This window comes from Streptomyces sp. CLCI03 (assembly GCF_053615355.1).
Window position 1 is genome coordinate 15,224 of the sequence record NZ_JBSIFU010000001.1, and the last position, 26,344, is coordinate 41,567.

Consider the following 26,344-nt stretch of genomic DNA (forward strand, 5'->3'; position numbering starts at 1 on the left):
TCGGATCACGACCGTCTTCACCATCACCGCATGACCGACGCATCAGCCCTGGCTCCGTTCCACCTGGACGAAGACAGCGAAGCCGACGGCTCCCACTGTCTCTATCTGTTCGACAGCGACATGGAGCAGGTCGCCGATGTCTTCGAACGGCACAACGCCGAATGCCACGGCTACGGCTGGGACGGCCTGGCCCGGTCACCGGCCCACTCCCACATGCCCGAAAACGGCGACAAGATCCAGTTCTTCGGATCGGAGGCCGGCACCTTCGTGGTCACAAGCCCCGACCTCAAGGCCCTCACGGACCTGGCCGTCCTCCTGCATGCCGCCTTCCACGACCGCGAACTCCTCAGCCACTACATCCAGACGGCCGACCCACGCTTCCTCGACCGATGGAACCCACGAGCGGGGCCGGAACAGTCCGGAACCCGGAGCCACCGCAAGCCGTCCCGACGGCGAACGCACTCGCTCGGTGGAGCCACCTCAGCCCGGAAAAGTGGGGCCGACCCAAAGCGTCAAAGCCAGGCCGGCTCGCTTACGGGCGCTTCTCCATCTGCTGGACCAGCAGCAGCTCGGTGGTCTCGTCCGGGCTGCTCACGAGGAACACCGCCAGGATGCGCCGGCGCCGGCCGGCCCCGGCACGGGGTCACCTGCGCCGTGTGCACCGAGTCAGCGACACGGTGGGGGCGGCCCGTTGGGGTCCCGCCCCCACCACCGTAAAGGCGAGGTCGATGGCCGGCTGTCCGGCAAGCGTCGTGCAGGGTCATCCCGTCGTTGCCGAGCGGGGCGTCGAGCAGGCGCACGTACCTCCGCAAGGATTTTCTGCCTCCACGGGCACGGCGAGAACCGATGAACTGTCATATGCCGGTACCGCAAGTTTAATTGTCAAGTCATGAGTGACAGTTAAAACTGTCACTCATGACTTCTGGCAATGAGACCGACACTTGGGTGGACGCCAACACGATCCGTACCCCCGCCTATTCCGAGCCGACCGAGGATGACGTGCTCGCCCTCCAGGAAGGCGTGGCCGAAGCCGCCGACGCGATGGCCTGGCAGATCTCCGAACGCGCCCGCGCCCACCGGGCCGCCGGCGGGGACGCCCCCGATCGTGTCGTGCTCTCCGGCGACTACCAGCTGGCCCTGCTCCACGCGCTCCGCCAGACCGCGGCTGCCGTCGAGAAGCGGGCCGCCGCCGCCGCCAAGGTCGCCGGCCTTCAAGGCGCCAGCTACACGAAGATCGGGGAGGCCTGGGGTATCAGCCGTCAGTCCGCCCGTGTGAAGTGGCCCGACGCCGTCCCCTCCCGCGCCGACCTCCCCCAGCCGCCCGTCACCGTCCAGCACGCCGGTGGTACCGCTGCCGTCCTCCACCACCAGGCCACCGACCGCTGGATGTTCACCGCCGTCGCCGCCGACGGCACCCACCACACCAGCGCGCCCGACTACCCCACCAGCACCTTGGCCGCCGACGACGCGAAAGCCTGCCTCGCCGAGCACACCACGAGCACCATCGCGTGGACCTCCGCGCACTGCGGAGCCGAGAACGGCACCGCCCAGCCCTCCGCCTGCGCGTTCTGCAGCACCCGGCGGACCGACTGATGTGGGCCTCGGTCGTCGCCGTCCTCGGAACCCTCGCCGGAGCCCTGACCGCCGGACTCCTCCAGCACCGCTCCGCCCGCACCGCGCGCGCCGAACAGCGCGCGGACGGCCACCGCCAGGACCAGCTCGCCGCCGTCACCGAGTTCGCTGCCGCCCTCGACGCGCACCGCTCCGCGATTTTCCACCGCGAGCGCCTCACCCTGACCAGCGCCGGACCGGAACCGGAGCTGGCAGCGCAGACGCGGTCCCATGAGACCCGCGCCGCGATCACCGCACCCCACATCCGCCTGCAGATCTTGGTCCCCGAGCTGGCCGTCCCCGCCCAGCAGGCCGCAGATGCCACCTACGCGTTACGCAAGGCCACCGACCGGGCCGACCTGGACGACCGGCGGCACGCCGCGAAGGAGGCCGCCGCCGCCTTCGTCACCGCGGCCGCCGCACGACTCGGCCCCCACGCGCGTTGACAGCCGAACCCGCTCCCCGGCCCGGCCTGCGAGCCGCTCGGCGGGCGCAGGAACGCGAAGAGCCGGTGCCTGGAGCAGGCACCGGCTCTTGAGTGGTCGTGCGCCAACACGGGTCCGCGTTTTCCCGCTCATGCCGTTGCTCCGCAGCGGTCCGGCGCGGAGCCGTTGGTGTCAGGGCGAGGCGGCAAGTGTGACGCGGCTGAAGTGGTCCAGATCCGCTGAACGTGGACGAAGTCAGGGTGGTCAGCCGATGGGCCAGTGGGTGATGCCCGCCCATTGGGCGCAGTCGGTGGTGTTCTCCGTGCCCTTGCAGACCGTCAGGTGGGCGGTGGTGGTGGGCATGTAGGTCCCGCGGACGGTGACGTCGACGGTGGCGTCGCCGCACACCTGGGCCTGCTTGCGGGCCGGCATCGGGGCCATGTCGAACTGGAACCGGGTCCACACCGAGGAGCACCCCTCGCCGGTGTGGGAGAGCTTTCCGTCGACCTGGAGTTGCAGCACTCCGGTGGCGGTTCGCGCGATGCGCCGGTCGCCCTCGGCCTCGGCCGTTCCGTGGGTGACGGACCAGGGGACTCCGCCGCCGGCCGCGGAGGCAGGGGTCGCGGCGGTGACGAGGGTGGCGGCCATGGCGGCGGCCACGGCCCAGGTACGGGTTCGGGCACGCATCGGTGGTGTTCCTTTCGCTCGGGTGTCAGGTCGGGTGCGTCCGGGGCGTGGTGACGCCCCGCCCGTTCTCGCTCTACTTCTTGACGTAGAGCTCCTGGAACGGGGTGAAGGGCAGTGCCTGGTGGCAGACGTACGCGGTCCACGTGCTCTGCGTGATACCGGCCCTACCGGCCGTCTGACAGGCCGCGGCCGTGCCGTGGAAGGACTGGTCGCGGACGTAGCCCGCGGGCGGTGTGCCGAGCGTCTGCTGGGTGGTGGTCGCGGCGAAGGCCTGGGGGGCGGTGGCGGCGAGGGCGGCGGCCAGGACTGCACCCTGCAGGGCACGTCGCATGGGGCGGGTCATGTCGGATTCCTTTGCATCGTGGTGGCTGTCGTGTCGTCGGCCCCGGGATCGGAGGGCCTCGGTCTAGGTGGGGTGGGGCGCCGGCGGGCGGTCCCCGTAGGCGATGGCGTCGGCCGTGACGTCCGAGGCGATGTAGCGGCGGCCCGCGTGGACGGCGCGGATGACGTTCGCGAGATCGTGCGCGGTGACCGTTTTGGGCAGGAACCCGCGAACGCCGGCTCTCAGTGCCCGGTTGAGTTGGCCCGGCTCTCCGTATCCGGTGAGGATCACGGTGCGGCAGCCGTCGAGTTCGGCGTGCAGGGTCTGTGTGACCTCGATGCCGTCGTTGCCGGGCATCCGCAGGTCGAGCACGGCCACGTCGGGCCGGTGTGCCCGCGCCATGGAGATGGCTTCCGGGCCGGTCGCGGCCTCGGCCACCACGGTGAGGTCTTCGTTGAGTGCCAGCAGGCCGGCGAGGGCTCCGCGAATGAGGTGCTCGTCGTCTGCGAGCAGAACGCGGATGCGATCCGTCATGATCCACTCGTTTCGGGGTCGGTGGGAGTTCCGCCGGTCGTCCGCGGTACCGGGCCGACGCGTCAGCGGTCGGCCAGCTGCCAGTCCTGGAGCCCGGGTCGGGACAGGATGTCGGCGGCGATCTCGGTGGTCTGGGACGCGGTGGTTCCGGGGGGTGCCGCTATCACGAGGCGGGCGAGGTTCTCCCCCAGTTCACCGATCTCCGCATGCCACCCGGCGGGGAGGAGCGCCATGAAACGGATCGCCGCCGTCTCGGGCGGTGCCCCGGAGAGGCTGCTGATCGACACCTGGTGCGAGGAGTTCATGGGGACTGCTCCGGTTCGAGGGGGGTCCGGGGCCGGCCGCGTCGGTGAGGGCGGCCCCGGACACGGTTGAGGGAGGAGGTCAGTTGGAGGAGCGGCCCTTGGCGAGGCGGGCGATCACCACGACGATGGCGGCGACCAGGGCCGCGCCGACGCCGTAGCGGACGCCGTCGGCGGCGTCGCTGGTGATGAGTACCGCTTCGACACAGGCGAGCACGGCCAGGAGCGCAACGAGGGTGGTGTTGGTGCGGGAGACGGTCATCGGAGTTCCTTCCGGGTGGGGCGGGGTGTGGTGGGAGCGGTGGTTCCGGGTGGGGTGGGTCAGTCCGTCAGCTGCATGGCCTGGCGGAACGAGAGCTTGCGGTCGGTCTGCAGGAGCGCCCGGCGGTACACCCGGCTGCTGACTCCGACGATGAGGACCGCGGCAGCGACCGACAGGCCGAGCGCGGCGACGGGCTCCCACCAGGAGGCCTCGCCCGCCAGGACGCGGGCCGGCATGGTGACGGTCGAGGTCAGCGGGATGAAGGAGAGGATCTCCCGGATGTCGCCGGACACGGTCACGCCGACGATGAACACCAGCGCGGTGATCGCGTTGACGGGGGTGGTGGTGGACTGGATGTCCTCGCTCCGGGTGGCGAGCGCACCGGCGGCGGCGAACAGGCAGGCCAGGACCGCGATGCCCACGACGTAGAAGACGAGGAACCAGCCCAGGCCGGTGCTGATGTCCGCGAGGAATTCGGTCTCGCCGGTGAACACCAGGCCGCCGATGCCGACCAGGCAGAACATGGCCATCTGGGCGAGGGCGAGGAGCGTCGAGCCGACGATCTTGCCGACGAGCAGGGAGCGCAGGGACACGGAGCTGGCGATGAGCTCGACGATGCGGTTCTGCTTCTCCTCCACGACGCTGGTGGCCAGCGCGGCACCGAGGAGCACCGCGGCCAGGTAGAAGAGGAAGCCGAAGAAGTACGTCGTCATCCGGACCGCGCCCTCGGGCGTCTTGTCGGCCGAGAGCAGGACGTGCTCGATGTCCGCCCCTTGGCTCAGGGCGCCCAGGCTGGTGCCCGCGGCCTGTGCGTTGCGGTCCAGGGCCTGTGCCTGGACGGCGGCGCCGATCCAGGTGGCGGCGATGTCGTTCTGCCCGGTGTCGCCGAGCAGGACCCACCGGCCGTCTTCGAGGAGCAGGCCGGCCTCGGCATCGCCGGACCTCACGGCCTCGCGAACCTCGTCGGCGGAGGACTCGTCGCGGACGGTGATCTCGACGTCCTGGTCGGACCGGACCGCGAGCTGCTCGGCCTGGTCGGCGATCCGGGCGGCATCCTGGCCGGCCACGGCGACGGTGATCTTCCCCATCGAGTCGGCCAGGTAGAGCTGGAGTCCGATCGCGCCGATGATCAGGGCGAGGGTGACCAGCGTCGACAGCAGGAAGCCGCGGTTGGTGACCTTCACCGAGATCTCGCGGGCGGCGACGATCCGCCAGGCGGCCGGGGTGGCCGCACGGGACGGGGAGGCGGGAGCCGGGGGCGTGGCCTTCGGGGTGGGCGCCGGCTCGGTCCGGCGTGCGGGGGTCGAGGTCGCGGTGCTCATGCGGAGGTCATCTCCCGGTAGATGTCGGCGATGGTGGGGACGAGGGGGGTGAAGGCGTGCACGGGTCCTCGACGCAGTGCCTCGGCCAGGAGCGCGCCGGGATCGGCGTCGGCGGCCAGCTCGACCCGGGCTCCGTCGGGAAGCGTCTCGACGTCGGTGACGCCGGGTACGGCGCGGGCCCAGGGGGCCGGGGCGTCGGTGACCAGGTGGTAGCGGGGCTTGTCGCGGTGGCGGAGCTCGTCCGCGGTGCCCTTGCCGACGACATGACCGGTGGCCATGATCACCAGGTCGTCGCAGAGCCGCTCGACCAGGTCGAGCTGGTGGGAGGAGAACAGCACCGGGGTACCGGCCGCGGCGTACTCCCGCAGCAGTTCGGCCATCGTGTCGACGGCGTGCGGGTCGAGTCCGGAGAACGGCTCGTCGAGGACGAGCAGCTTGGGGGAGCCGAGCAGGGCCGCCGCGATCTGGACGCGCTGCTGGTTGCCGAGGGAGAGGGACTCCAGCCGGGACTGGCTCTTCTCGGCGAGGCCGAGGCGTTCGAGCAGGTCGAGGATGTGGTGGCGTGCGGCGCCGGCGTCCTGGCCGCGCAGCCGGGCCAGGTAGACGAGCTGGCTGAGGACGGTCTGCTTCGGGTAGAGGCCCCGCTCCTCGGGCATGTAGCCGAAGTCCCTGCGGTCGGCGGCGGTGACGGGGGAGCCGTTCCAGCGGATCTCGCCGCCGTTCGACGCCAGTACGCCCATGATCATGCGCATCGTGGTGGTCTTGCCCGCACCGTTGCCACCGACGAACCCGGTCAACCGGCCTCTGGAAACCCGGAAGGACACCCGGTCGACGGCACGGTGATCGCCGAAGTCTCGTACAAGTTCTTCCAGTTCCAGCATGTTCGTCTTCCCTCAGGTCGGTTGATCGGTGGTTCGTGTGGGGGTCAGGGCAGCGGGTGCGGCGCCGCTGTCCTCGGGTCGTCCAGGCCGGCGGGGCAGCCGGTGCGCTCGGGTGCCGACGCCAGCCGGGGCAGGTGCCAGCTCCACAGGTGGGTCTCGTCCATCCGCAGGTTCTGGTAGCCGGGGGCCACGACCTTGACGACGTGCCAGCCCATGGCGGCGACGGCGGACGGGAGACGCGGGGTGAGGTCGACGGCGAGCAGATGCGCGCCGTCGGCGTTCAGGGCCCGCCGGATCTCGGCCGCCCCCAGGTCCCGCGTGGGCGGGAGGGCGGGAAGCGGGTCCGGCTCCTGGAAGCCCGCGACCCAGTCGCGCACCGTCTCGTAGGCGGTGCGGGTCAGCATGTGGCAGAGGCGGTCGTGCTCCGTCACGACCGTGGCGGGGTGACCGCTCTCGCCCTGGGCGCGCACGGCACGCAGCGCGGCCCGTACCTGCCATGCCTCCTGGAAGGCCTTGACGGCGGCCTCGGCGGGCCGGGTCGAGGCCTTCATGCCGACGGCGGCCAGGGCGTCCGGCCCTTCCGGATCGATCAGGAAGGCGGTCATGCACCACAGTCCGGGCACGGCGGTGGGTATGCGGGCGAGCACGGGAGTGAGTCCCTCCGCGCCGGCCCGCTGCCACACCGCCCGCAGCGCGGTGTCGGCCGGCGAGGGGGTGTACGTCGGCAGGCGCAGCTGCCGGCCCCAGGCGACGGTGAGGGCGTCGCGTTCGGTCACCTCGGTCATCGCCGCGGCGAGGGCGGTCTCGAGGCTCGCGCCCGCCGCGGCCCCGGACGGGCTCGGGTCGAACAGGTCGGCCCGGCGGGCGGGCCAGTCGACGAGGTCGGCGGGGACGAGGACGGGGGCGTCCGTGTCCAGGTCACGGGCTTCGTACCAGCCCAGGACGGCCGTCTCGGCGTCCGGGTGGGACAGGGCGTGGTCCGGGTGGTGCGCGTAGAGCGTCGTACCGTCGAGGTCGGCCGCGGTGGCGAGGCGGGCGGGGTGCGCGGCCGAGGGGTGCAGGGCGCGCCGCTCGACCGCCTCGCCCGTGCCCCGCAGCAGGGCGTCGGTGCGGGAGGTGCCGCTGGCGCCGGCGAACCGGGCGGACAGCGGCAGCTCCAGGAGGGCCTCCGCCGGGCCCACGGTGCCCGTGAACCCGTCGACCGGCTGGAGTTCGACCGCGCTGCTCCACAGCGGATCGCCGTCGCCGGGCGGCGTCACCGCGTACTGCAGGGCGACGCCCGAGGCGGGGGCGAGGGTGGTCGGGATGTCGATCACAGCCGTGCCCCGGATGCCGCGGGTGCGAGGAAGGACAGGGCCGGGGCGCCGTCCCGCAGGGCGGCGAGGGCCAGCAGGACGCCGGCCGAGCCGGTGCCCAGGTCCGTGGAGAGGCGGTAGCCGTAGTTGCCGAGGAAGTCGACGCGGCCGGGTTCGGCGGCGATGGCTTCCCAGCCGAGGGCGTCGAGGTGATAGCTCAGGAGGTCCCGCTCGGCCTCGGTGTCGCCGTCCTGGAGGGCCAGGATCTCGCCGGAACGGCCGTGCAGGATGCCGCACGAGGTGGAGTAGCCGCCGCGCTGACCGGTGATCAGGCGGCTCACGGCGGACCGGATCCGCCCGTCGTCGGGGGTGTGCCGCAGGACGGCGCGCAGGGCGAGCACGATGCCGGCGGAACCCTCGAGGCCGGTGGTGAGGAAGCGGTCGTCGAAGTCGGCGCCCTCGATGACCTCCAGCTCGGCGTGGATCTCGGCCACGGCCCGCTCCAGCAGCTCGGTGCGTCTGGTGTGCTCGTGCAGGCGCAGCAGGAACAGGGCCCGGCCGCAGCGTCCGTGCAGCAGTCCGATGCGCTGGGGCGCCGGGGTGTCGCAGAGCCGGTCGGCGAGTTCGAGGGCCTGGCGCAGGCGCCGGTCGTCGCCCGTGCGGGCGGCCAGGTGCAGTGCGGTCAGTCCGAGGCCCGAGAGGCCGGTCGCCAGTGTCGACCCGACGTTGGCGTCGCATCCGGCGAAGGCCCGGTCCATGACGGCGTCGGCCGCGTCGGGGTGGCCGAGCGCGTCCAGGGTGTAGGCGACGCCGGCGAGGCCGGTGAGGAAGCCCGGACCTTCGCCGGCGACGTGCTCGGCCTGGGCGAGCAGCCACTCGACGTGTTCGGCGGGCACGTCGGCGCCGGCCCGGTGCAGGGCCCAGAGCACACCGGCCGCCCCGTAGGCGAAGGTCACACCTCCGTCGGCGACGATGAACTGCGAGACGTCGCCCGGGTAGAGGCGATCGGTCCGCTCGGGCGTGGCCGCCTGGATGATGGAGTCGGCCAACCCCGTGACGAGGTCCCCGGTGTCCGCACCGGTGGCGGGCCAGGGCACGCCGTACGCCGTCTTCGCGCCCAGCACGTCCTCGCCGAGGCCGCGTTCGATCTGGCGGACGAAGGACTCCGGGAGGGGGAAGTCCCGGACGGCCGCGTCGATCAGGGTGCGGATCTTCTCGGTGCCCCACGGCACGACGTGCGGCATGGGGACGAACATCGTCAGCCGGAGCACGTCGAGCGCGAACAGGTCGACGTCGGGGCCCCGCAGGTGGTCGGGGGCCCGGAAGCCGAGGGAACCCATGGCCTGCGCGCGCATCTCCTCGGCGGGGGTGGCGGTCTCCATGTCGATGAAGGCGACGGTGTCGTCGGGGCGGACCAGGACGTTGCCCGGGTGCAGGTCGCCGAAGACGACACCGCGCTCGTGCATGGCGGCCACGCCGTCGGCGATCTGGCCGAGGATGTGCAGCGCCCAGGCCGTGTACTGCGCCCGGGCGTGGGCCGTGTTGTCGGTGGTTCCGTAGGGGTGGCGCCGGCGTACGAGATCCGTGAGGGGGGTGCCGTCGACGTAGTCGCGGGCCAGGAAGAGGTGTTCGCTCCCCTTGCGCACGTCCCTCAGGACGGGGACGGCTGCCAGACCGGAGAGCTGGGACAGCGCCCAGTGTTCCCGCTCGAGGCGGGTGACGGCGTCCTCCCCGGCCGCGTCGAGGCCGGCGAGCGGGCGGGCTTCCTTCAGGAGGAGCTCGGTCCCGTCGCGCTTGTCGACCGCCCGGTAGACGCCGCCCCCGTTGGAGAAGTGCAGGGCCTTGTAGACGCGGAAGGGGAAGTCGGTGAGGGTGCGGGCGCGGCGCTCGGCGACCGCCTCGTCCAGGAAGGAGGGGAGCGTGACCCAGGCCGGGGGACGGAATCCGGGGCGCCGCTCGTCGGGGACGAGTTCGCCGTTCGGTGCGGTGATCGCCGGTACCAGGGAGCCGTCCTTGAGCCGGGCGGTCTTCAGCACGAACCCGCCGTAACGCACGTACAGCGGGCCCTCCTTCCAGCGCAGATCGCTCAGTACGGACGGGGCCGGGGTCCCTCCGACCAGGGCGTCCAGGGCGTCCAGGGTCTCCTTCAGAACCGTCTCGTCCTCGGGGTAGACGGTGATGAACTTGCCGCTGGCGCTGCGGTCCCCGTACTTGCTGCCGCGCCGGCTGAGCGTCTCCTCGTCGGAGATGTACTTGAACATCAGCCCGTGCTCGACGCAGTAGGGGGCCACGGCGTCCAGGAGTTCGGCGGCGTTTCCGGGGGAGGCCGCGACGTGGATCTTCCAGCCCTGGTCGGGGGTGTGGCAGTCGGGTGGCAGGCACACCGTCCACTCGCGTCCTCGGGTGGTGGTCCAGCCCTCGGGCAGGGTGCGTCCCTCGTGGAAGTCCGCGCCGACGGATTCGGCGGCGGCGGCGTCGTAGAACAGCGAGTCCGCGCGGCAGAAGTTGATGAACCGGGTGTCGAGCACGGTGTCTCCAGGGTCAGAAGGGCAGGAACGGAAGCACGTAGGTGCGGTGGAGGGACTTCCACAGGGGCACGCTGCCCAGCTCGACCTCGGCGGTGCCGGTGGCCGGCGCCGGGTTGCGGTCGAGGTCCAGCGGGAAGGCGGTCGAGTCCATGCCCACGGCGCTTCCCAGACCGACGGGGAAGTAGGTGGACACCGGGACCTCGGTCTCGGCGGCCGGCGCGGAGCCGACCCGGGCGGTGGCGACGGTGTCGTGGAGCACCAGGCCGTTCGTCTTCAGCGTCACCTGCTGTCCGGGACGTACCAGCTCGGCCGAGGAGCCCTGCGGCAGGACGAGCCGGACACCGGAGGCGTCGGTGACGTAGGCCGCGGCCACCGTCTGCTGGGTCGGCAGGAACAGCGCGGCGCATGCGGCGGCGGCCAGTACCGTGCAGACGGCTGCGACCCGGGCCCGGCCGACGCCGGCGGCCTTCACCTCGGCGGAGAGCCGCAGGGCGCCGCGGATCAGCATCCACATGATGTACATGAGGCCGGAGGCGGCCAGGAAGAGTCCGACCCAGCCGACCCGCTGGAGTGTGCCGAGCCAGGTCTGCAGGGCGGTGCTCAGGAAGTACACGGGGAAGGCGAGGCAGGCGAAGCCGTACGCGACGGTCCACCGGGTGGGCAGTTCGCGCTTGTAGGTGCCGCCGAACAGGATCCGGGCGAGCGTCCGGCGGGCGTCGGCCATGGCGCGGTCGCGCAGGTAGGGGACGTCCACGTGGCTCATCAGGGCGATGTAGCCGTCGAGCTTGATGAACGGCGTCAGGTTCAGCAGGGCCGTTCCGTAGCTGGTGACGGCGAAGAAGAGCAGGCAGGTCTTGGCGGTGCCGGCCGCGAGGGGCCAGGCCGCGAGGGCGGAGAGGGCCGCCAGGGAGGTCTGCACGGCGGGCCCGGCGAGGGCCGTGTGGACGCGCTGCTTGCGGTCCGGGAGCCGCCAGGCGTCCGAGACGTCGCAGAAGAACGCCGGCATCAGGTAGAAGAGCATGACGCCGATGCGCGAGGGACGGCCCCCGTAACGGATGAGGACGGCGGCGTGGCCCAGCTCGTGGATCGAGACGCCGATCAGCAGTGCGAGGAGCACTCCGGCGAACGAGACCGCGGAGAGCGGGCTGTTCAGCGTCACCGTGACCGCGTCCCGCTGCGCGACGAGCGCGGCGACGCCGAGCAGAACGCACAGCATCCCGGCCGCCACCACTCCCCGGGAGAAGAGACGGGCGAACACCGGGCGCATGGCCTGCATCGTGCGCCCCGGCCGCAGCACCGTGAGCTGGAGGGTCATCGGGGGGACGATCTGGAAGCGGGGGGCGACCTTGGGCGCCGGGGTCTCGCCGTCGTCGAGCATCTTGAGGGAGTCGAGCCGCGTGATGGCGCTGCTGACCCGATCGGTGTTCCAGACTCCGCCCAGCCGGGCGGCGAGGGCCTCGTGGTCGCGTTCCCCGTCGAGTTCCCGGACCAGGTCCGCGACGTGCTCGGTGATCCGTACGTAGCGGGCGCCGTGCTGGAGGACCCAGTCGCCGCCCTGTCCGTCGGCGGGCGAGTGGACCTCGGCGCTCGGGGCGAGGCGGGGCCGGCACGCGTGGGCCGGGATGGTGGGTGGCGGGGGACTCATGACAGCGCTCACTGGCGTTTCCTTCACGGGACGGCTTCGGGGAGGGGGAGAGCGCGCGGCACCCTTGCGGTGGTCCGGCCGGCCGGGGCCGGCCGGACCACCGCAGATCCTCGGTCTCACCCGAGTGGGGTTCCGAGGCGCGCAAGGGAGTCGGCTACCGCCTGTCCCTCCGCGTCAGTGCGCCCGCCTGGATCGCTCTCAGGTGAGGGTGATGGAGGTGGCGACGGAGGCGCTGATGGCCGTGCCGATGGAGACGCCGGTCCAGAAGCCGGGGGCCTCCAGGGTCTCCAGTTCCTGCATCTCCAGCTCGACGAGCTCGGCGTTCTCGAAGGTGCCCAGGTTCTCAGCCATGTCGGTTTCCTCTCGGAGGTGTTCTAGGGATGGTTTGAGTGGTGCGGGTGGTACAGGTGGTGCGAGTGGTGCGGCTCAGGTCAGGGAGACCGCGACCGAGACGCCCACCGAGACGCCGGTGGAGAAGGCGACGCTCCAGGTGCCCCAGCCCGGGGCCTCCAGGGCTTCCAGCTCCTGCATCTCCAGCTCGACGAGCTCGGGCTTCTCGAAGGTGTCCAGGTTCTCGTTCATGTCTTTCGCCTCACTCGGTCGTTCGACTGATGTCGTCGGGGGAAGGTCGTGCGGGGCGGATCAGGTCAGCGTGATCGAGACGCCGACCGAGACGCCGGTGGAGAAGGCGACGCTCCAGGTGCCCCAGCCCGGGGCCTCCAGGGCTTCCAGCTCCTGCATCTCGAGCTCGACGAGCTCGGCGTTCTCGACGGTGCCCAGGTTCTCGTTCATGTCGGTTTCTCTTTCTGCTGCTGTGCGACGGATGGGGTGGTGCTCGATCGGGGTTCCCCCGGCTGCCGCGCGGCCCCTGAGGGGGCGGGGCCGGTGCGGCAGCCGTCGGGGGTGTCCGGCCGTGCGCGGGGCACGGCCTCGTGGACCGGGCGGCCGGAGCCGGCCTGCTTAGGTGAGGCTCCAGGCGACGGAGACGATCGAGATGCCGACGCTGACGCCGACGCTGGTGGCCCAGCCCGGGGCCTGCACGGGCTCCAGCTCCTGCATCTCCAGCTCGGTGCCGAGCTCCTGCAGCTCCTGCTCGACCAGGTTGTTCTTCGCCATGACGTTCTCCTCGTGTTCCGTGCGCCCCGGCTTCTCCGGGGCGGCGTCGGTGGGTGGTGCGGGTGGAGCTGTGCTCCTCCGGGTCGGCGCTCAGGCCGCCGAGAGGGGTTCGGGGGAGCCCGCCCTGGTGGGGGTGGGCTCGGTGGCCTCGGCGAGGAGCGCGACGACGTCGTCGGCGCTCAACCCGGCGAGGGTGGGAAGTCCGGCGCCCCAGGCGCGCACGCTGCGCAGGGCGATCCGGTGGCGCAGCTGCGGGGGCAGGTGCACGGTGTGGTCGATGCCCCAGCGCAGCATCAGCTGTTCGAGGCCTTCGTCGGGCGTCGGCGCGAGCCAGGGGACCTGCCGGCGCAGGTGCTCCCACAGCCGGTGGATGCGCTCGGCGCTGCCGAAGCGGGTGTCTCCCCGCAGGGCGCGGCGCCACACGACCGGCCACAAGGCGCTGACCGCGCGCATCTTGGCCAGGCCCAGGGTGGTGGAGAGCTCGTTGGCGAGGGCCCAGCACTTCACCGCGTACGGGCTGCGGCCGATGTTGATGGCTCCGAGCTGGCTTTCGGCGCTGAGCCGGGCGACCCGCAGCCGGCCCGGTGCGGGGGCGGGCGAGCCGGCACCGATGTGTCGGGCCAGTTCGTCGCCGTCCGTGAGCAGTCGGCCCGCCAGTTCTTCGACGGCGGCGTCCTGTTCGGGCAGGTCGAGGGTGTCGCTGCTGTACGGGATGACCGTCCTGAAGATCGCTTCGAGGACGCCGTCCAGGACGAGGTGTCCCGGGAGGGTCTCGGTGGCCTCGGGCACCCAGAGGGCGGCACGGGGGCGCAGGCACTCCCCCATCGCGATGCGTTTGCCGTCCTCGTGCGGGAAGCAGGCGACCGGTCCGGCCTCACTGCCGGTGCCCAAGGTGGTGGGGACGGCGAGGACTTCGGCGTGCTCCCCCCAGGTGAGCGGGAGGGCGACGAGTCCGCTGCGCTGGCGGGAGGTGAGGTAGCGCAGGAGTTCGGGGCGGCGGCCGACGGCGGCCGAGAGCTTCGCGAAGTCGAGGGTGCTGCCCCCGCCGACGCCGACGACCAGCTCACCGGGCGAGAGCCGGGAGGCGAAGGCCGCGACGGCCGGCATCCCTCCTGCCGCCGGGGTGAGCGCGCGGGTGGGCGTGAACCCGGCCCGGACGACCTCGGCATGGACCTTCCGGGTGACGGCGTGGGCGGCCACGGCCGGGTCGGCCAGGACGGTGACGCCGGTGGGGCTCAGATCCCGCAGCAGCTCCGGGATCCGGTCGTAGGTGTCGAGGGTGGCGGGCATGGGGTCAGCTCCTCGCGGCCAGGGAGGCCACCGGCGCCGACAGGCCGGCGAGGCCCTCTTCGATGCAGGTCATGAGTTCGGCGACCTCGTCACGGCTGTACGTCAGGGAGGGCACGAGCTGGATGCCGGAGGGGCCGGGGTGGACGATGGCGCCCGCTTGCCGGATCCGGGTGATGAGATCGGCGACGTCCGTGCCGGCCAGGGGGCGGCCGTCGGGGTGGACCAGGTACAGGGTGCGGAAGCAGCCGACGCCGGTGGCACCGGTGGCGAGCGGGTGCCGCTCCACCAGTTCCGAGAGCCCCTGCTGGAGCCAGGCGGCGACGTTGCGGCCCGCGGTCACCGCGTCGAGGCGTTCCATCTCGGCGATCGTGGCGCTGATGGCGGCGCAGGCGATGGCGTTCGCGCCCTGGGTCTCGGCGTGGGCGAACATCGTGTCGTGCTCGACGAGCGCGTCGGTCACCCGGTGGGAGATCACCAGGGCGGCGGCGGGGGACGCTCCGTTGGTCAGGCCCTTGGACGTGACGAGCACGTCGGGCCGGCCCTCCCAGCTCTCGGAGGCGAAGTAGGTTCCGGTGCGGCCGAAGCCGGTGGCGACCTCGTCGGCGACCAGGAGGAAGCCGTACTCGTCGCGCAGGCGGCCCAGTTCGCCGATGTACGCCTCCTCGAGCGGGAGGGTGCCGGTTCCCAGGACGGGTTCCACGATGACCGCGGCGACCTGGTTGCCGAGCGCGGCCATCAGGCGGCCGAGTTCGGCCGTGTCGTTGGGGGTGACGTGGCGGATCAGCCGCTGGTCCACCCCGTAGACCCGCTGTCCCAGGTCCTCGCCGGTCAGGGCGAAGCCGCCGAAGGTCAGTCCGTGGAAGCTTCCGCGGAGGGAGACGACCAGGTTCCGTCCGGGCCGGCCCTCCACGGCGTGGTAGATCCGCGCCAGCTTCATGACGGCGTCGTTGGCGACGCCGCCGCCGGTGGAGAAGAGGACCCGGGAGTAGTGGTCGGGTCCGCAGACCCGCAGGAGGTCCTCGGCGGCGCGGCGGGCGTAGCTGTTCTCGAAGCGGAAGGCCCCGAGGTAGGAGGCGTGTTCGGCGGCCTCGGCGATGGCCGCGGCGATGCGCTGGTTGCCGTAGCCGATGTTCACGTTCCAGACGCCGCTGTCGGCGTCGAGGACGGTACGGCCGTCCGCGAAGGTGACGCGGTGCCCGGTCGCGCCGACGGCGCAGATGCTGTCGTCGCCGTGGCCGGACGGCGGGATGAGGTAGGGCCAGAGCGCGGTCATCGGGTGGCTTCCGTGGTCAGGAGTGTCACGCGGTGACGCTCGCCGGGCGGGGAGAGGAGTTGGCGGGAGGTGATGCTCAGGCCGGACGCGGCGAGCTCCTCCTCCAGACGGGGCAGGTCCAGGACGGCCACGCGGTCCGTGCAGACCGTGACGGGGCTGTCGTCCTGCGGCAGGGCGGCGGGCAGCAGGGTGACGGTTCGGCTGTCGGCGCCGGCGGGCCAGTGCTCGTACAGCTCGTAGACGGTGCCGCCGGCTCCGGTGACCTGTACGAACGTCTCGTCGGTGCCGTCGCTGTCGCCCCGTTCCAGGACGGTCAGGAGGAACCGGCCGCCCTCGGACAGGTGCGCCAGGACGCTGCGGTACAGGCCCGCGCGGCCGTCCTCGTCGAGGAGCGAGAGGGAGGTGGTGCCGAGCAGGACGTGCGGGAAGGTCCGGCCGAGTGCGAAGCGCGACATGTCGCCCTGCACCACGGTGCAGCGGCCCCGCATCGAGGCCGGGGCGCGGTCCAGCCCGGCCCGCAGCAGCGCCAGCATGTCGGTGGACAGGTCCAGGGCGGTGACTTCCCGGCCGGTGGCGAGCAGCGGCAGGGTGAAGCGTCCCGAGCCGGCCGCGAGGTCGAGCACGGGGCCGGGTGCCGCACGCACGGCGGTCAGCAGGGCCCGGGTCTCGGGGTCGTCGTAGGTGGCGAGGTCGTGGTACAGCGGGGCGCCGAGGGCGTCGTACAGACCGCAGACGCGTGCCCTGTCGCCGAGTTCCGCGATGCGGCGGGCGGCGAGGGTGGTCTCCACCGTGGAGGTCGCGTTGCTCATCGTGCGGCCGCCGGAACGCGCACCGGTGCGGGCAGCGTCAGGTCGTGCCGGTCGGCCAGCTCGGCCAACCGGTCCAGCTGGTCGGCGGGGACGAGGTCGCCCGTCTCGCCGGACGTCGCGAGCACGCACTCCAGGGCCTGTGCGGTCTGCCGTTCGACGGAGAACAGCCGGCTGCCGACGACGACGTACGTGTCCTGGTCCCCGTACACCACGAGCGGCAGGGTGGGGTCCGCCAGGTCGGCGCCGGCGGCGGCGAGTCCGGGGGTCAGCCGGGAGCCGAAGCCGGAGACCCGCAGACCGGTGACCCCGCGTGCCATGAGGCTGCACAGCGCGGCGACGGCTTCGAGGTAGCGCGGCAGGAAGGGGCGGGCGAGCAGGGCCGCTTCCCGTGCCTCGGCGGGCACGGCCACCTCCAGCGCGGCGGCGCCGGGTCCGGTCCGGGCGAAGCGCTCGGTGAGGGTGTCCAGGCTGTCGTGGACCGTGCCGAGCACCGCTCCGGTGGGGCTGGTGGACACCTGCCCGTCGCGGTCGGCGTACAGGCGCAGGGCGGGCCCGTCGGCGGGGGCGTGGGCACCGGTCAGTGCGGCCGGGTCGGCCAGTACGACCGAGGAGGTGATGAGGAACTCGGGGAAGACGCCCTCGACGAGCGCCCGGTCGGCGTCGGCGAGGAAGGCCTCGAAGTCGTTCTGGTCGAAGACACGCACGACGGTCGGACCGAAGACGGTCATGAAGGGGCTGGCGGCGTAGGCGTGGGTCTGCAGGAAGAAGTCCTGCCCGTTGGAGAACTCGTCGCCGGCCTCCGCGAGGCTGCCGTCGTAGCCGACGGCGGGGGCGAGGACGCCGGTCGCGTCGCCGGGTGCCAGAAGAAGCGTGCGGGGGCCCACGAGACCGGCGGATATGACGGCGGGGATGTGCGCCGGATCGGCCAGGACGAGGGTGGCGACGCCGCCGGAGCCGACGGGATCGGCGAGCGGGGAGGCGGTGGCCCAGGAGATGAGGTGCTGCTTCAGACGACCACGATCTGTCGTGTCCATGCCAGAGATTCCTTTGCTGGTCTGCTTCCCCTTCTGCCTCGGGGCAGCAGGGAATCGAGTGCGGCGAGCGGGTTCGGCTACGGGCGTTCGGTCAGCGCGGTGCCGTGACGGACCGCAGGATCTCCGAGAGGTCCGCGAGGGACTCCCGGGCACCGAACAGCTTGTGAACGGCGGTGGTGTTCAGGACGATCTCGTCCACCCCCACCTCTTCGTAGGCCCGGAGGGCCTTGACCACCTGCGGCAGATCGCCTCCCGCGAACGCGCCGGTCTCCACGACACCGCGCGCCACGTCCTCGATCCGCCCGGAGCCGACGTCCACACCCGCCCGGCCGAGCATGTCCAGGTAGTGCGGGGCGCCCATGTGCGCCGCGTTGCCGGCCACGGCGAGCCGTTCGGGCTCGTCGCCCGCCCGCTCCTCCTTCTCCAGCCCCGTCGGCACCATGGCCACGATGCGGGGCAGTGACGTCCGCCCGGCCCGTTCGGCGCCTTCGGCGACCGCGGGCAGGATGACGTCCCGCAGGTATCCGGGCGGTGTCAGCCACGTGATCACGACGTCGGCCACCTCGCCCGCCAGTCGGGCCATCGCCGGCCGCAGCACACCCAGGCCCACATCGACCCTGGGCGCGGCGACCGGGGCCAGCTGTCCCCGGAACCTCAGGTGCGGACCGTCCATGACGACCGTCTCGCCGTCGAGCAGGCGGCGTACCGCCGACACGTACTGGCGTGCCACCTGGAGCGGCTTCTCGTACGGCGCTCCCAGGATGTTCTCCTGGAAGGCCTTGGCTCCCGGGCCGAATCCCGCGATCACCGGTTCCCCGGTGGCCAGGGCCACGGACCGCGCCTGCAGGGCGGCTTCGTAGGGGTGGCGCAGGGGCATCAGCGTGACGCCGAAGCCGGTCGGGACCCGGAACCCCGCCCCGGCCAGACCGGTGAAGGTCTGGTGGGGCTCCATCACCATGGCCTGCCCCTGCCACAGGCGCTTTGCCTCGGTCCACCGGACCAGTCCGGCGAAGGGGAGGGCCTGCTCCAGGCGGCGCGGGACGCACGGAAGAAGCACGGAGTAGTCGGTCATGGTGTCGGGTTCTCCTCGGTCGTGGTGATGGTCTGGCCCCGGACTACTGCCAGTCGGTGTTGTCCTTCTTCGGCGTCACCACGTCGGAGATCACATCGCCGACGGTCTCGAGCCACGCGACGGTCTCGAGCCACGCGATGGGGTCGATCCCCGGGACGGACAGCGTCACGTTCCCGGTCCGGTCCGCCGCCACGGTCGTCGCCGCCGTCCGGCTCTCCGCCGGCTGCTCGGCGGCGAAGGCGGTTCCCTGGCCGGCCAGGGCGATCATTCCCGCGGTCAGCAGGCCGACGACGGCGGCCTGTCCACGACGACGGGACGAAAGCGGGCTGCGGAACGTGGAGCGGCTCACGGGTATCTCCCCCATACTCGGCGCGGCTTTCACTCTGCGCTTCTGCTGTTTCCTTGCGAGAACGACTTTGCCGTCTGGGGGAGGCCGTCAGGAGGCCGTGCGCGCGCAGCTTGTTGCACACCCTGTTTCCTCATCCTGCAGCGTCTTCCCGCCACCGCTGACGCACCGTCACCAGGCCCGATGTCCGGCAGCGGAAATCAACGCCGATTAGCAACATCAGGATCGGTCGTTGACACTCGGGTACGGGCGTCTGAGGATTCCGAGGACTGCTCGTTGATCGACCGTCAACAGGGGGACATGGATGGGCAACCTGCTCGCTTTCTTGGGCGTGAACGAGGAAGAGGAGCGGTTGTACCGCACTCTCCTGCGTCGCGAATCGCGCGGGCCGACGCCCGACTCCCAGGGGCCGGATCCGGACGCGCACGCGGCGTCCGAGGAGCCGGGCCTGGAGAGGCTGGTGGTACTGGGGCTCGCCACCCGGAACTCCCAGGGCGCGTTCCGCCCCGTCCCTCCGCCCCGGGCCGTGGACGCCCTGATCGACGGCCGCCTGCGCCGCCTGCGGGAAGACCTGGAGAGCGAGGCGGCGCGGCACTCGGTGATCGAGTCCTTGTTCAGGGAGCGCTGGACGGCCGAACCGGCACCGCGTACGAGCAGCGACGACGAGCAGATGATCACGCAGCTGCACGGGATCGAGGCGGTCCGCGAAGCCATCGACCGACTGACCTTCTTCGCCCGCGCCGAGGTTCTCACCACGGAACCGGTGGGTGTCATCTCCGAAGAGTCGATCGCCGTCTCACGCCCCATCAACATGCGGCTGCTGCGCCGGGGCGTGCGCCTTCGCATGACCATGGGTTCGGCCATCCTGCAGGACGAGGCCACGCTCGCCTACATGCGCGACCTGGTCCAGCACGGAGCCGAGGTACGGGTCTCCCAGCATCCGATCGAGCGCATGATCATCGTCGACCGGTCGGCCGCACTGACCCCCATCGACCCCACCCGCACCCCTCTGGGGGCCCTCCTCGTACGCGAACACGGCCTGGTCGCCACCCTGGTCACACTCTTCGAACGCATGTGGGCGGCGGCGGAGGAACTCCCCAGCGAGGACGCGGACATGCCCTCCCCCATCGAACGCAAGATCCTCACCATGCTCAGGGAAGCCGACAAGGACGAAACCGCGGCACGCCGTCTCGGAGTGTCGGTGCGCACCTACCGTAAACACCTGGCCCTCATCATGCGCCGCCTCGGCGCCGCCAACCGGGTGGAAGCGGCCCTCCTCGCACACGAGAAGGGCTGGCTCAACTAGGAGCCGGCGCACGAACGGGAGCTCCGGCCGCCACGCGAGGGTCATCGCCCTCCCTCGGCCGGTCGGCCGCCCCTCGGGGCGACCGACCGGCCGAGGGAACGAGTCGGCCGACCGCGGAACGGCTTCTCGCCGGAGGGCGGAGCCCGTCGGCCGGCGGGCCGAGCGCAAGAAGGCAGCACACGCACCGGTCACCCGACTCCACGGCGAGCCGGTCGCCGAGCAAGCTCCCGTCACCTAGACGAGTAAGTCCGAAGCTCGGTCAGTGGTCGTAGGCGATGAGGGATCTGGTCAGCGGTGTTCCGTTGGCCCGGTTGTGCCAGATCGCCGCGGTCAGGGCTAGGATCCGCTGCCCGACGCGGGCCAGGACTCCGGCTGGTGTTCTGGCTCCGTGGCGTTCGAGGTCGAGCTGGCCTTTGAGGGTGTCGTTGACCGACTCGATCAGCTGCCGGATCGGCTTGAGCAGGTGCTCGCCCGGCCGTGGCTGCCGGTTGCGGTAACTGGGCCGCAACAGCGTCAGACCGTAGTCGGCCATGAAGGCGTCGAGGTGCTTGGAGACGTAGCCCTTGTCGCCGATGACCGTCTGCCCGGGGTGGGTGGCCAGCAGGCCGGGGTCGCCGGTGAGCATGCCGGCGAGCACTTCACGTTCATCCGCTTTCGGGTTGGCCAGGGCCCAGGCGACCGGCAGCCCGCCCGGTGTGCAGAGCAGGTGCAGACGCAGCCCCCAGAAGAACCGGGAGTGCGAAGGGCAGTAGGAGTAGGCGGCCCAGCCGGCCAGGTCGGAGCGTTTGACCGTCGGGCGTGAGCGAGCGCATTCCACGGGTGTGGAGTCCACGATCCACACGTCGTCGTGCCACAGGTCGGTGTCCCGGGCCAGCGTGCGGATGAACCGGCTGATCAGCGTATTCGCGGCCCGTAGACGCTTGTTGTAGCCGGACTGCCCGGGCAGGTAGGGGAACTCGGCGGCCAGGTGGCAACGGGCGAACCGCAGCCAACGCGCCTCGGAGACGAAACCGAGCACGGCCTGCATCACCGCAAGCGTCAACAGTTCGGCATCCGTCAGCCTCGGTGGACGGCCCGACCGCCGCGTTCCTGCCAGAGAGTCATCGATCCTCACGTACAGTGCTGTCGCGAGGGTCTCCAGGTTTGTCGTCACACACAAACCAACGAGACCCTCGTTTCATGCACCCGGAGACTTCGGACTTACTCGTCTAGGGCATGCATCGCCACCTTGCGCGGGGCTCCATCCGTAGCACTGCCATGGCCGCCGACGGTACGGCAGGTGACCGGCCGGCTCACCTGACAGGGAGAGACGGCAGCGACGTCATGCTTTGGCGTCGGCCATGCCACTGGTGACGACGATCGAGGCCACGTCGCCGGTTTCGGTCCGCCCCAACCAGACAACGCCGCCTGACAGTGCCGTGAACGTCACCAGATCGGCTTGTTGTGACTCGTCGCTGACCCGCTCGCAGCCGTCCGGCAGCTGTCCGATGTCACGCGGCTCCCAACGGCCATCCACAACGGTGCGAAACGGTGCGGACAACGTCGTCCATGCGCCGGCGTCGGCGAAGCAGCCGACATTGTGGTCAGCGCCGAACCGGGGACGGTCGCCCGGCGGGAGCCGGTCGATGTCCTCACCGACGCCCAGGCCCATCTCCCACCCGACCACAGCAGCGTCATTGACGCGCAACCGGGTCGCCGCGCACTCGACGCCGTCGAAGTGTTCGCCGATGAACTCGTACGGGCCTGCGGTCCACGCGATCTCCACTCGGTAGACGCCCGGGGGAATGCGCACCGCCAGTTCCCGCGGGGGCCCCGTCGGCAACCCACGCTCATATCTCCAGGTGTCGTCATCGTCCCACGGTGCATCCACCACGAGGCGGCCGCTGGGTACACGGATGGTCGTCACCTCCTCGACGCTCGTCACGACGATGGGTGTTGTCGGATCGTCGTACACCGTCCCCAGGTGAGCACCGGGCGTGAAAGCCGTCTCCAAGTACCAGGTGGCTTCAGGCCCGGCTGCCAGCCGCGCATCCCCTACCCACTTCATGTCTCACCCCTCCTCGCCGGCCGGCCAGGCGGTCAACCGAAAGCTACGTGGGCCCGCTGACATCGAGACTTCGCGGACAGTGGCCATGCCCGGGCCCGGAAAGCTCTCAGGGGCCGCCCGGAGGCCGGCACGGGGCCTCCTCGGACTGCTGACGGCCACCCGTCGGCCAGGCACCGACCGGAACGGCACGAGCGGCCGGGTCGCCGGCGTGCGCCCCCTGTCGGCGGGCGGCCCTCCAGGCGGCCATGTGGCTGCGGACCGCGTCGTCCAGGGCGGTGCCGCGCAGCCCCTCACGCACGAGCGCGGCACGGGCCGTCTCCTCCTCAAGGGCCCGACGGCCTCGCCGGCCGGCCGAGGCGTAGCCGGCTTCGCCTTCCCTGGGCCGGGGGATCAGGGCGGAACGGGCGGCGGCCAGTTCCGGGTGGTCCTGGGCCAGTCGCTCGCGCAGGCGGGCCGTTTCCTCGGCCTCGGCGGCCGCGACGACGCGAGCGGCCCGGATCCGGTCGTACGCCGCGTTCGCGGCCACCGCCTCGTCGTACAGCGCGTCGATGACGCTCCGGCGGTCCACGGCAGCCCCGTCACGCTGCTGCTGCAGCCGCGCCCGGTGTTCCGCGTCAAGGCGCTTCGACTCGGCGAGCCCGATCCGTTCCACCTCCCGGTAGCGGCACAGCCGGCATTCCTCGCCGCTGTCCAGGTGGACACCCATCTCGCACTGCGGCAGGTCGCATTCCTGCTCGATCAGGAGCGTGGCGAGGTAGCCGGCCGGGCGCAGGATCCTGTCCGGGCCGTCGTACTCCGGGTGGGCGCGGTCAGGGCCGTTCGTGATGTGCCACTTCCAGTTGATGCGCGTCGCGGCGTGGGCGGGAGTGCGGGGGTACATGTCGAAGGCGGTCGCGCGGGTGTCGGGGTTGTGCCCCAGGTACGCACGGACCGCGCGACGCAGGATCTTGATGCGGGACGCCGGGGCGTCGAGGATGCGCAGGCTGTCCAGCAGGCGGTAGACCTCGTCCTCCCCCGCCACCGGCACCAGCTCGCTCACCGGCTGCGCGGACCGCCTCCCACGCCGCCGCTGCTTTCCCGTACCGACATCTTCCTGGTTCGCGGCGGAGCCGCCCGGGCCGGCCTGAGATTTCGCGCCGGCGCCCTCGCGCGCGCCCGCGGGCGCGAAACCACCCGCACTTTGGCCTAAGGCCGAACCGAGGGGGTTCTTCTCGGATGGTGACTCGGAAGGTGACTCAGAAGGTTGGGGGACTTGTAGTCCCGGGGGTGGGGACTGCAAGTCCGGGGGGTGGGGACTTGCAGTCCCCACCCCCCCTGTCTGGGTGTCCCTTTTGCCCCGGGGACTGTCAGTCCCCGGGGTGGGCGCCGAAGAGGTCGTCCCCGAGCGCTTCACGCCCTTGTCGGACCTGGTCCTCTTGGGAGGGGCCGCGGCCAGCGGCGGCCGGTTGTCAGGGGTGAGCGCGGCGCGGCCCAGGCCCGCGCGCTGCTCGTTGATGGACTCCAGCTGTGCGGCGCTCCACCACTCGGCCGGGATCATGACCTCCCAGATCACGGGCCGCTGCTCCTTGGGAATGGAAAGCCACGTCCGTGACTGGTGCTTGGTCTGGCGGCGCAGGATCCCCCGGGACTCCATCGCACGACATCTGCGGCCGGCGGTCTTCGGGTCCACCCGCGCCGCGGCGGCCAGGGTGGGGTACGAGCGGAAGCAGTTCATTCCGTCGAAGTCGCCCTTGACCACCAGGGCCACCAGGATGGCGCGCTCCTCGGCGTCGTTGACCGGGGCGTGATCGATTGCCCACAAGACGGGATACAGGCTCACCTGGCACCACCCACGACCAAGGCCGCAAAGGTGCCGGGTGCCCGGCGGGTCGGTACGTAGACGTGCAGGTCAGACACGGGATGGATCTCCCCGGTAGGAGAGCCGTGAACGGCAGTGTGACCAGACAGGGGCCCGGAATGGTGGCCTTCGATTGTGAGGGCCCCTATTCTGGGTATCGGTGACCACGCGGGCCGTAGGCCCACGAGCACCACCCCCGGCGAGGTCACCTCACCGGACACGACTCGGGCTCCGCAAAGTTGGCGAGTCGGTTGCTGTACGAGGCCGTTCCTGTTGGCGCAGGGACGGCCTCAGCAGTTCTACGGGCTTGTCGTGGCGACAGGGGGGTGGAGCAGGCTGTCGAAGGAGCCGCCGTAGGCCTTTCGTCGGACGCCCACCGCGGCTGCGACCTGCTGCCGATTCAGGCCGGCAGCACGGCGTGCGCCCCGGTCCTGCAGGGCCGGCGGCGAGGCCGCCTCTTGAGGCCGGTCTTCCACCCTTGCAAGGCAAGTTTGATTGCGCATCAGAATCACTCCCCCGTACCTGATGATCGAAGAAGATACACACCGGCCGCGAGGCTTGCTGCGGCTATGGGGATCGTAAAGCCGCCTGTGAACGCGAGCGAGGAGTGCTACTCGGCCGCAGGGCGGGCAAACGGCACCAATCGTCGGTGCCGGAGGATTCGCTCCGCAGCCCGTTCGTCCCCGGCGGATTTCGCGGGGCGAGTGGGATTCGACGGCGGGAGGTGTCTTCAATTGAAGACATGCCGGGTCGAGACACTGGGTCCTGCGGTGAGGGCGTCTTCAACGTGTGCGGCGGCCCCCCCCGTACCCCTCGGGCGAGGGCGTCGCCGAGCAGTCGGCGCGGGGCACCGTCCGGGTGCCGGTGGAGAATCTGGGCGCGTGAGTGCACGAGTCCGCTCCGGTGGGCGGGTGGTAGCCGGTCGTGGACGGCGCCGGCCATCGTGGCGGCCGCGCCGGGATCTCCGTCGACCCGCAGGCACGCGGCGGTGTCCATGGCGATCAGCGCGCGGGTCATGACCGATGGCGAGGACGTCAGGGCCAGGGCGTCGTCCTGGGCCCGGTACGCGGCGCGGGTGTCGCCGAGCAGCGTGTACGCCTGGGAGAGGTGGACGCGGTGTTTCTGGGCGGGGTAGCCGAACCAGGTGTCGGCCGACTCGGGGCCGTCCAACTGCTCGGCCGGCGTGCGGACGTCGTCCACCGCGCGGTGGTCGAACGGAACCGGCCGGGACAACGCCTTCAAGGGCTCCCCCTCCGGCCGGTCCCGCACGTGGCGCCCGCCTTGCCTGGGGGCGGCGGGCGCCGTCCGGCGCTCCATCCGACACGAGAGGAGGAGACACGTCATGAACGGTCTGATCCTTGCCGACCGCTCGATCAAGGGGCCGCGCCTTCGAGGCCGGATACCCGCGCTGTTCCGCCGGCGGCAGAACACCGGCCGGACCGGGCTCGGTGATCACTACAGTCGAATCCCATGACGACGATCACGACGCGCACGGTCGAGTATCCGGCCGACGGTTTGACGATGATCGGGCACCTCGCCCTCCCCGCCGGTGTCGACCGCCGGCCTGCGGTACTGCTCGGACCGGAGGGCACAGGTCTCAGCGACGTCGAGCGCCGCCGGGCCGATGCTCTTGCCGAGCTGGGGTACGTAGCGCTGGCTTTCGACCTTCACGGCGGGCGCTATTTGGGTGACCCCGAGGAGATGCTGGCCCGTTGCCTACCGTTGCTCGCCGATCCCGACCGGATGCGGAGCATCGGCCATGCCGCGCTCGACGTGCTGCGCACCGAACCACGGACCGACCCCGACCGGATCGCCGCCGTCGGCTACGGCACCGGGGGCGCCATCGGGCTGGAACTCGGGCGCGACGGCGTCGACCTGCGCGCGATCGGAACGGTCAACGCGACGACCACGGGCCGGCCGGGCGAGGCGGCGCGCATTCGCTGCCCGGTCTGGGCCGGGGTCGGGTCGGAAGACCCGATCATGGCACCCGCGCAACGGAACGCGTTCACCACCGAGATGCAGGACGCAGGCGTCGACTGGCGCCTCACGGTCTACGGCGGCGCCTTGCACGCCTTCCACCACCCGCCGGTCGACCACCCCACGGTCCCCGGCGTCGGCTACCACCCACAGCACGCACAGCGAGCCTGGCGCGACGTCGTCGACCTGCTCGCCGAATGCCTGCCCGTGACGGATGAACCTGGGGCATGACCCAGGTATGCATGCCGGCTCCGGGGACTGACAGTCCCTTCCTCCACAGCGAAGCCACTCAAGGCATGGCCCCTGAACGCCTACCTGCCCCTCGTCGGCGCCGGGCCCCGACCACTTCGTCCACGCCCCCCACACCAAGGACTCGACCTCTCGATCTCGAGGCCCGCGTCGAAGTAGCCCCGCTGAGTGCAG

Annotated in this window: 28 protein-coding genes and 1 pseudogene; 6 read left to right on the forward strand and 23 right to left on the reverse strand. The window is 71.5% G+C overall.

Annotation, left to right across the window (positions count from 1 at the left end):
- Positions 1 to 30: 30 nt before the first annotated feature.
- The 3 genes from ACWG52_RS38745 (at position 31) to ACWG52_RS38755 (ending at position 2,057) form a co-directional block, all read left to right on the forward strand.
- On the forward strand, positions 31 to 717 hold the full coding sequence (locus ACWG52_RS38745) for an Imm51 family immunity protein (protein ID WP_453129118.1): 687 nt from the start codon (positions 31 to 33) through the stop codon (positions 715 to 717).
- Positions 718 to 915: 198 nt separating this feature from the next.
- Positions 916 to 1,593: a hypothetical protein gene (locus ACWG52_RS38750; protein WP_453129119.1), complete on the forward strand. Its 678-nt coding sequence runs from the start codon at positions 916 to 918 to the stop codon at positions 1,591 to 1,593.
- Positions 1,593 to 2,057 (forward strand): protein kilB, encoded by a 465-nt coding sequence (locus ACWG52_RS38755; protein WP_389814647.1) that lies wholly within the window; start codon positions 1,593 to 1,595, stop codon positions 2,055 to 2,057. The genes ACWG52_RS38750 and ACWG52_RS38755 overlap by 1 nt, the downstream gene beginning before the upstream one ends.
- A gap of 243 nt (positions 2,058 to 2,300) precedes the next feature.
- Here the strand turns inward: ACWG52_RS38755 and ACWG52_RS38760 are convergent, their stop codons facing one another.
- The 20 genes and pseudogenes from ACWG52_RS38760 to ACWG52_RS38855 form a co-directional block, all read right to left on the reverse strand.
- A complete protein-coding gene (locus ACWG52_RS38760; RefSeq protein ID WP_390168937.1) occupies positions 2,301 to 2,723 on the reverse strand; it encodes a hypothetical protein in 423 nt (140 codons plus the stop codon).
- A 73-nt stretch (positions 2,724 to 2,796) separates the two neighbouring features.
- Positions 2,797 to 3,066, reverse strand: coding sequence for a hypothetical protein (locus ACWG52_RS38765; RefSeq protein ID WP_389814653.1), 270 nt, complete (start codon positions 3,064 to 3,066; stop codon positions 2,797 to 2,799).
- Positions 3,067 to 3,150: 84 nt separating this feature from the next.
- Positions 3,151 to 3,579, reverse strand: a pseudogene (locus ACWG52_RS38770) (response regulator); the annotation flags it as partial.
- A 62-nt stretch (positions 3,580 to 3,641) separates the two neighbouring features.
- Complete coding sequence (locus ACWG52_RS38775; RefSeq protein ID WP_390168939.1) at positions 3,642 to 3,884, reverse strand: hypothetical protein; 243 nt, start codon at positions 3,882 to 3,884, stop codon at positions 3,642 to 3,644.
- Between the two features lie 79 nt (positions 3,885 to 3,963).
- Positions 3,964 to 4,143, reverse strand: a complete 180-nt coding sequence (locus tag ACWG52_RS38780) for a hypothetical protein (RefSeq protein ID WP_033220407.1) — start codon at positions 4,141 to 4,143, stop codon at positions 3,964 to 3,966.
- A gap of 59 nt (positions 4,144 to 4,202) precedes the next feature.
- On the reverse strand, positions 4,203 to 5,465 hold the full coding sequence (locus tag ACWG52_RS38785; protein WP_389814659.1) for an ABC transporter permease: 1,263 nt from the start codon (positions 5,463 to 5,465) through the stop codon (positions 4,203 to 4,205).
- A complete protein-coding gene (locus tag ACWG52_RS38790; protein WP_389814662.1) occupies positions 5,462 to 6,346 on the reverse strand; it encodes an ABC transporter ATP-binding protein in 885 nt (294 codons plus the stop codon). Before ACWG52_RS38790 ends, ACWG52_RS38785 begins: the two co-directional genes overlap by 4 nt.
- Positions 6,347 to 6,390: 44 nt before the next feature.
- On the reverse strand, positions 6,391 to 7,662 hold the full coding sequence (locus ACWG52_RS38795; RefSeq protein WP_390140254.1) for a YcaO-like family protein: 1,272 nt from the start codon (positions 7,660 to 7,662) through the stop codon (positions 6,391 to 6,393).
- Positions 7,659 to 10,169, reverse strand: a complete 2,511-nt coding sequence (gene lanKC / locus ACWG52_RS38800; RefSeq protein WP_453129120.1) for a class III lanthionine synthetase LanKC — start codon at positions 10,167 to 10,169, stop codon at positions 7,659 to 7,661. Before lanKC ends, ACWG52_RS38795 begins: the two co-directional genes overlap by 4 nt.
- Positions 10,170 to 10,182: 13 nt before the next feature.
- Positions 10,183 to 11,826, reverse strand: coding sequence for a daptide biosynthesis intramembrane metalloprotease (gene mpaP, locus ACWG52_RS38805; protein WP_453129121.1), 1,644 nt, complete (start codon positions 11,824 to 11,826; stop codon positions 10,183 to 10,185).
- Between the two features lie 186 nt (positions 11,827 to 12,012).
- The gene (locus ACWG52_RS38810; protein ID WP_167745545.1) at positions 12,013 to 12,165 is read right to left on the reverse strand and encodes a daptide-type RiPP; all 153 of its coding nucleotides are present in this window, start codon (positions 12,163 to 12,165) and stop codon (positions 12,013 to 12,015) included.
- 75 nt (positions 12,166 to 12,240) lie between these two features.
- Positions 12,241 to 12,396 (reverse strand): daptide-type RiPP, encoded by a 156-nt coding sequence (locus tag ACWG52_RS38815; protein ID WP_167745544.1) that lies wholly within the window; start codon positions 12,394 to 12,396, stop codon positions 12,241 to 12,243.
- A gap of 60 nt (positions 12,397 to 12,456) precedes the next feature.
- Complete coding sequence (locus ACWG52_RS38820) at positions 12,457 to 12,606, reverse strand: daptide-type RiPP (RefSeq protein ID WP_350934537.1); 150 nt, start codon at positions 12,604 to 12,606, stop codon at positions 12,457 to 12,459.
- Between the two features lie 168 nt (positions 12,607 to 12,774).
- Positions 12,775 to 12,930, reverse strand: coding sequence for a daptide-type RiPP (locus tag ACWG52_RS38825; RefSeq protein ID WP_167745542.1), 156 nt, complete (start codon positions 12,928 to 12,930; stop codon positions 12,775 to 12,777).
- Positions 12,931 to 13,020: 90 nt separating this feature from the next.
- Positions 13,021 to 14,220, reverse strand: a complete 1,200-nt coding sequence (gene mpaC / locus ACWG52_RS38830) for a daptide-type RiPP biosynthesis dehydogenase (protein WP_389814677.1) — start codon at positions 14,218 to 14,220, stop codon at positions 13,021 to 13,023.
- A gap of 4 nt (positions 14,221 to 14,224) precedes the next feature.
- Positions 14,225 to 15,493, reverse strand: coding sequence for a daptide-type RiPP biosynthesis aminotransferase (mpaD, locus tag ACWG52_RS38835; protein ID WP_389814680.1), 1,269 nt, complete (start codon positions 15,491 to 15,493; stop codon positions 14,225 to 14,227).
- Positions 15,490 to 16,302 (reverse strand): daptide-type RiPP biosynthesis methyltransferase, encoded by an 813-nt coding sequence (gene mpaM / locus ACWG52_RS38840; protein ID WP_390168941.1) that lies wholly within the window; start codon positions 16,300 to 16,302, stop codon positions 15,490 to 15,492. Before mpaM ends, mpaD begins: the two co-directional genes overlap by 4 nt.
- Positions 16,299 to 17,336: a daptide biosynthesis RiPP recognition protein gene (mpaB, locus tag ACWG52_RS38845; RefSeq protein ID WP_389814686.1), complete on the reverse strand. Its 1,038-nt coding sequence runs from the start codon at positions 17,334 to 17,336 to the stop codon at positions 16,299 to 16,301. Before mpaB ends, mpaM begins: the two co-directional genes overlap by 4 nt.
- A gap of 91 nt (positions 17,337 to 17,427) precedes the next feature.
- Positions 17,428 to 18,408 (reverse strand): LLM class flavin-dependent oxidoreductase, encoded by a 981-nt coding sequence (locus ACWG52_RS38850; protein WP_386194270.1) that lies wholly within the window; start codon positions 18,406 to 18,408, stop codon positions 17,428 to 17,430.
- A gap of 43 nt (positions 18,409 to 18,451) precedes the next feature.
- The gene (locus ACWG52_RS38855) at positions 18,452 to 18,757 is read right to left on the reverse strand and encodes a hypothetical protein (RefSeq protein ID WP_389814689.1); all 306 of its coding nucleotides are present in this window, start codon (positions 18,755 to 18,757) and stop codon (positions 18,452 to 18,454) included.
- Between the two features lie 301 nt (positions 18,758 to 19,058).
- Here ACWG52_RS38855 and ACWG52_RS38860 point away from each other — a divergent pair, with 301 nt between their 5' ends.
- Positions 19,059 to 20,060, forward strand: a complete 1,002-nt coding sequence (locus tag ACWG52_RS38860; RefSeq protein ID WP_453129122.1) for a helix-turn-helix transcriptional regulator — start codon at positions 19,059 to 19,061, stop codon at positions 20,058 to 20,060.
- A gap of 259 nt (positions 20,061 to 20,319) precedes the next feature.
- On the opposite strand, the gene ACWG52_RS38865 is transcribed toward ACWG52_RS38860, so the two are convergent.
- The 3 genes from ACWG52_RS38865 to ACWG52_RS38875 form a co-directional block, all read right to left on the reverse strand.
- A complete protein-coding gene (locus ACWG52_RS38865) occupies positions 20,320 to 21,213 on the reverse strand; it encodes an IS982 family transposase (protein ID WP_389816087.1) in 894 nt (297 codons plus the stop codon).
- Between the two features lie 168 nt (positions 21,214 to 21,381).
- Positions 21,382 to 22,107: a DUF4241 domain-containing protein gene (locus ACWG52_RS38870; RefSeq protein WP_389814693.1), complete on the reverse strand. Its 726-nt coding sequence runs from the start codon at positions 22,105 to 22,107 to the stop codon at positions 21,382 to 21,384.
- Positions 22,108 to 22,213: 106 nt separating this feature from the next.
- The gene (locus ACWG52_RS38875) at positions 22,214 to 23,146 is read right to left on the reverse strand and encodes a hypothetical protein (protein ID WP_390140242.1); all 933 of its coding nucleotides are present in this window, start codon (positions 23,144 to 23,146) and stop codon (positions 22,214 to 22,216) included.
- A gap of 2,140 nt (positions 23,147 to 25,286) precedes the next feature.
- On the opposite strand from ACWG52_RS38875, the gene ACWG52_RS38880 reads away from it, so the two are divergent.
- A complete protein-coding gene (locus tag ACWG52_RS38880; protein WP_389814703.1) occupies positions 25,287 to 25,418 on the forward strand; it encodes a hypothetical protein in 132 nt (43 codons plus the stop codon).
- Positions 25,415 to 26,152, forward strand: a complete 738-nt coding sequence (locus ACWG52_RS38885) for a dienelactone hydrolase family protein (RefSeq protein ID WP_389814705.1) — start codon at positions 25,415 to 25,417, stop codon at positions 26,150 to 26,152. The genes ACWG52_RS38880 and ACWG52_RS38885 overlap by 4 nt, the downstream gene beginning before the upstream one ends.
- Positions 26,153 to 26,344: the final 192 nt, after the last annotated feature.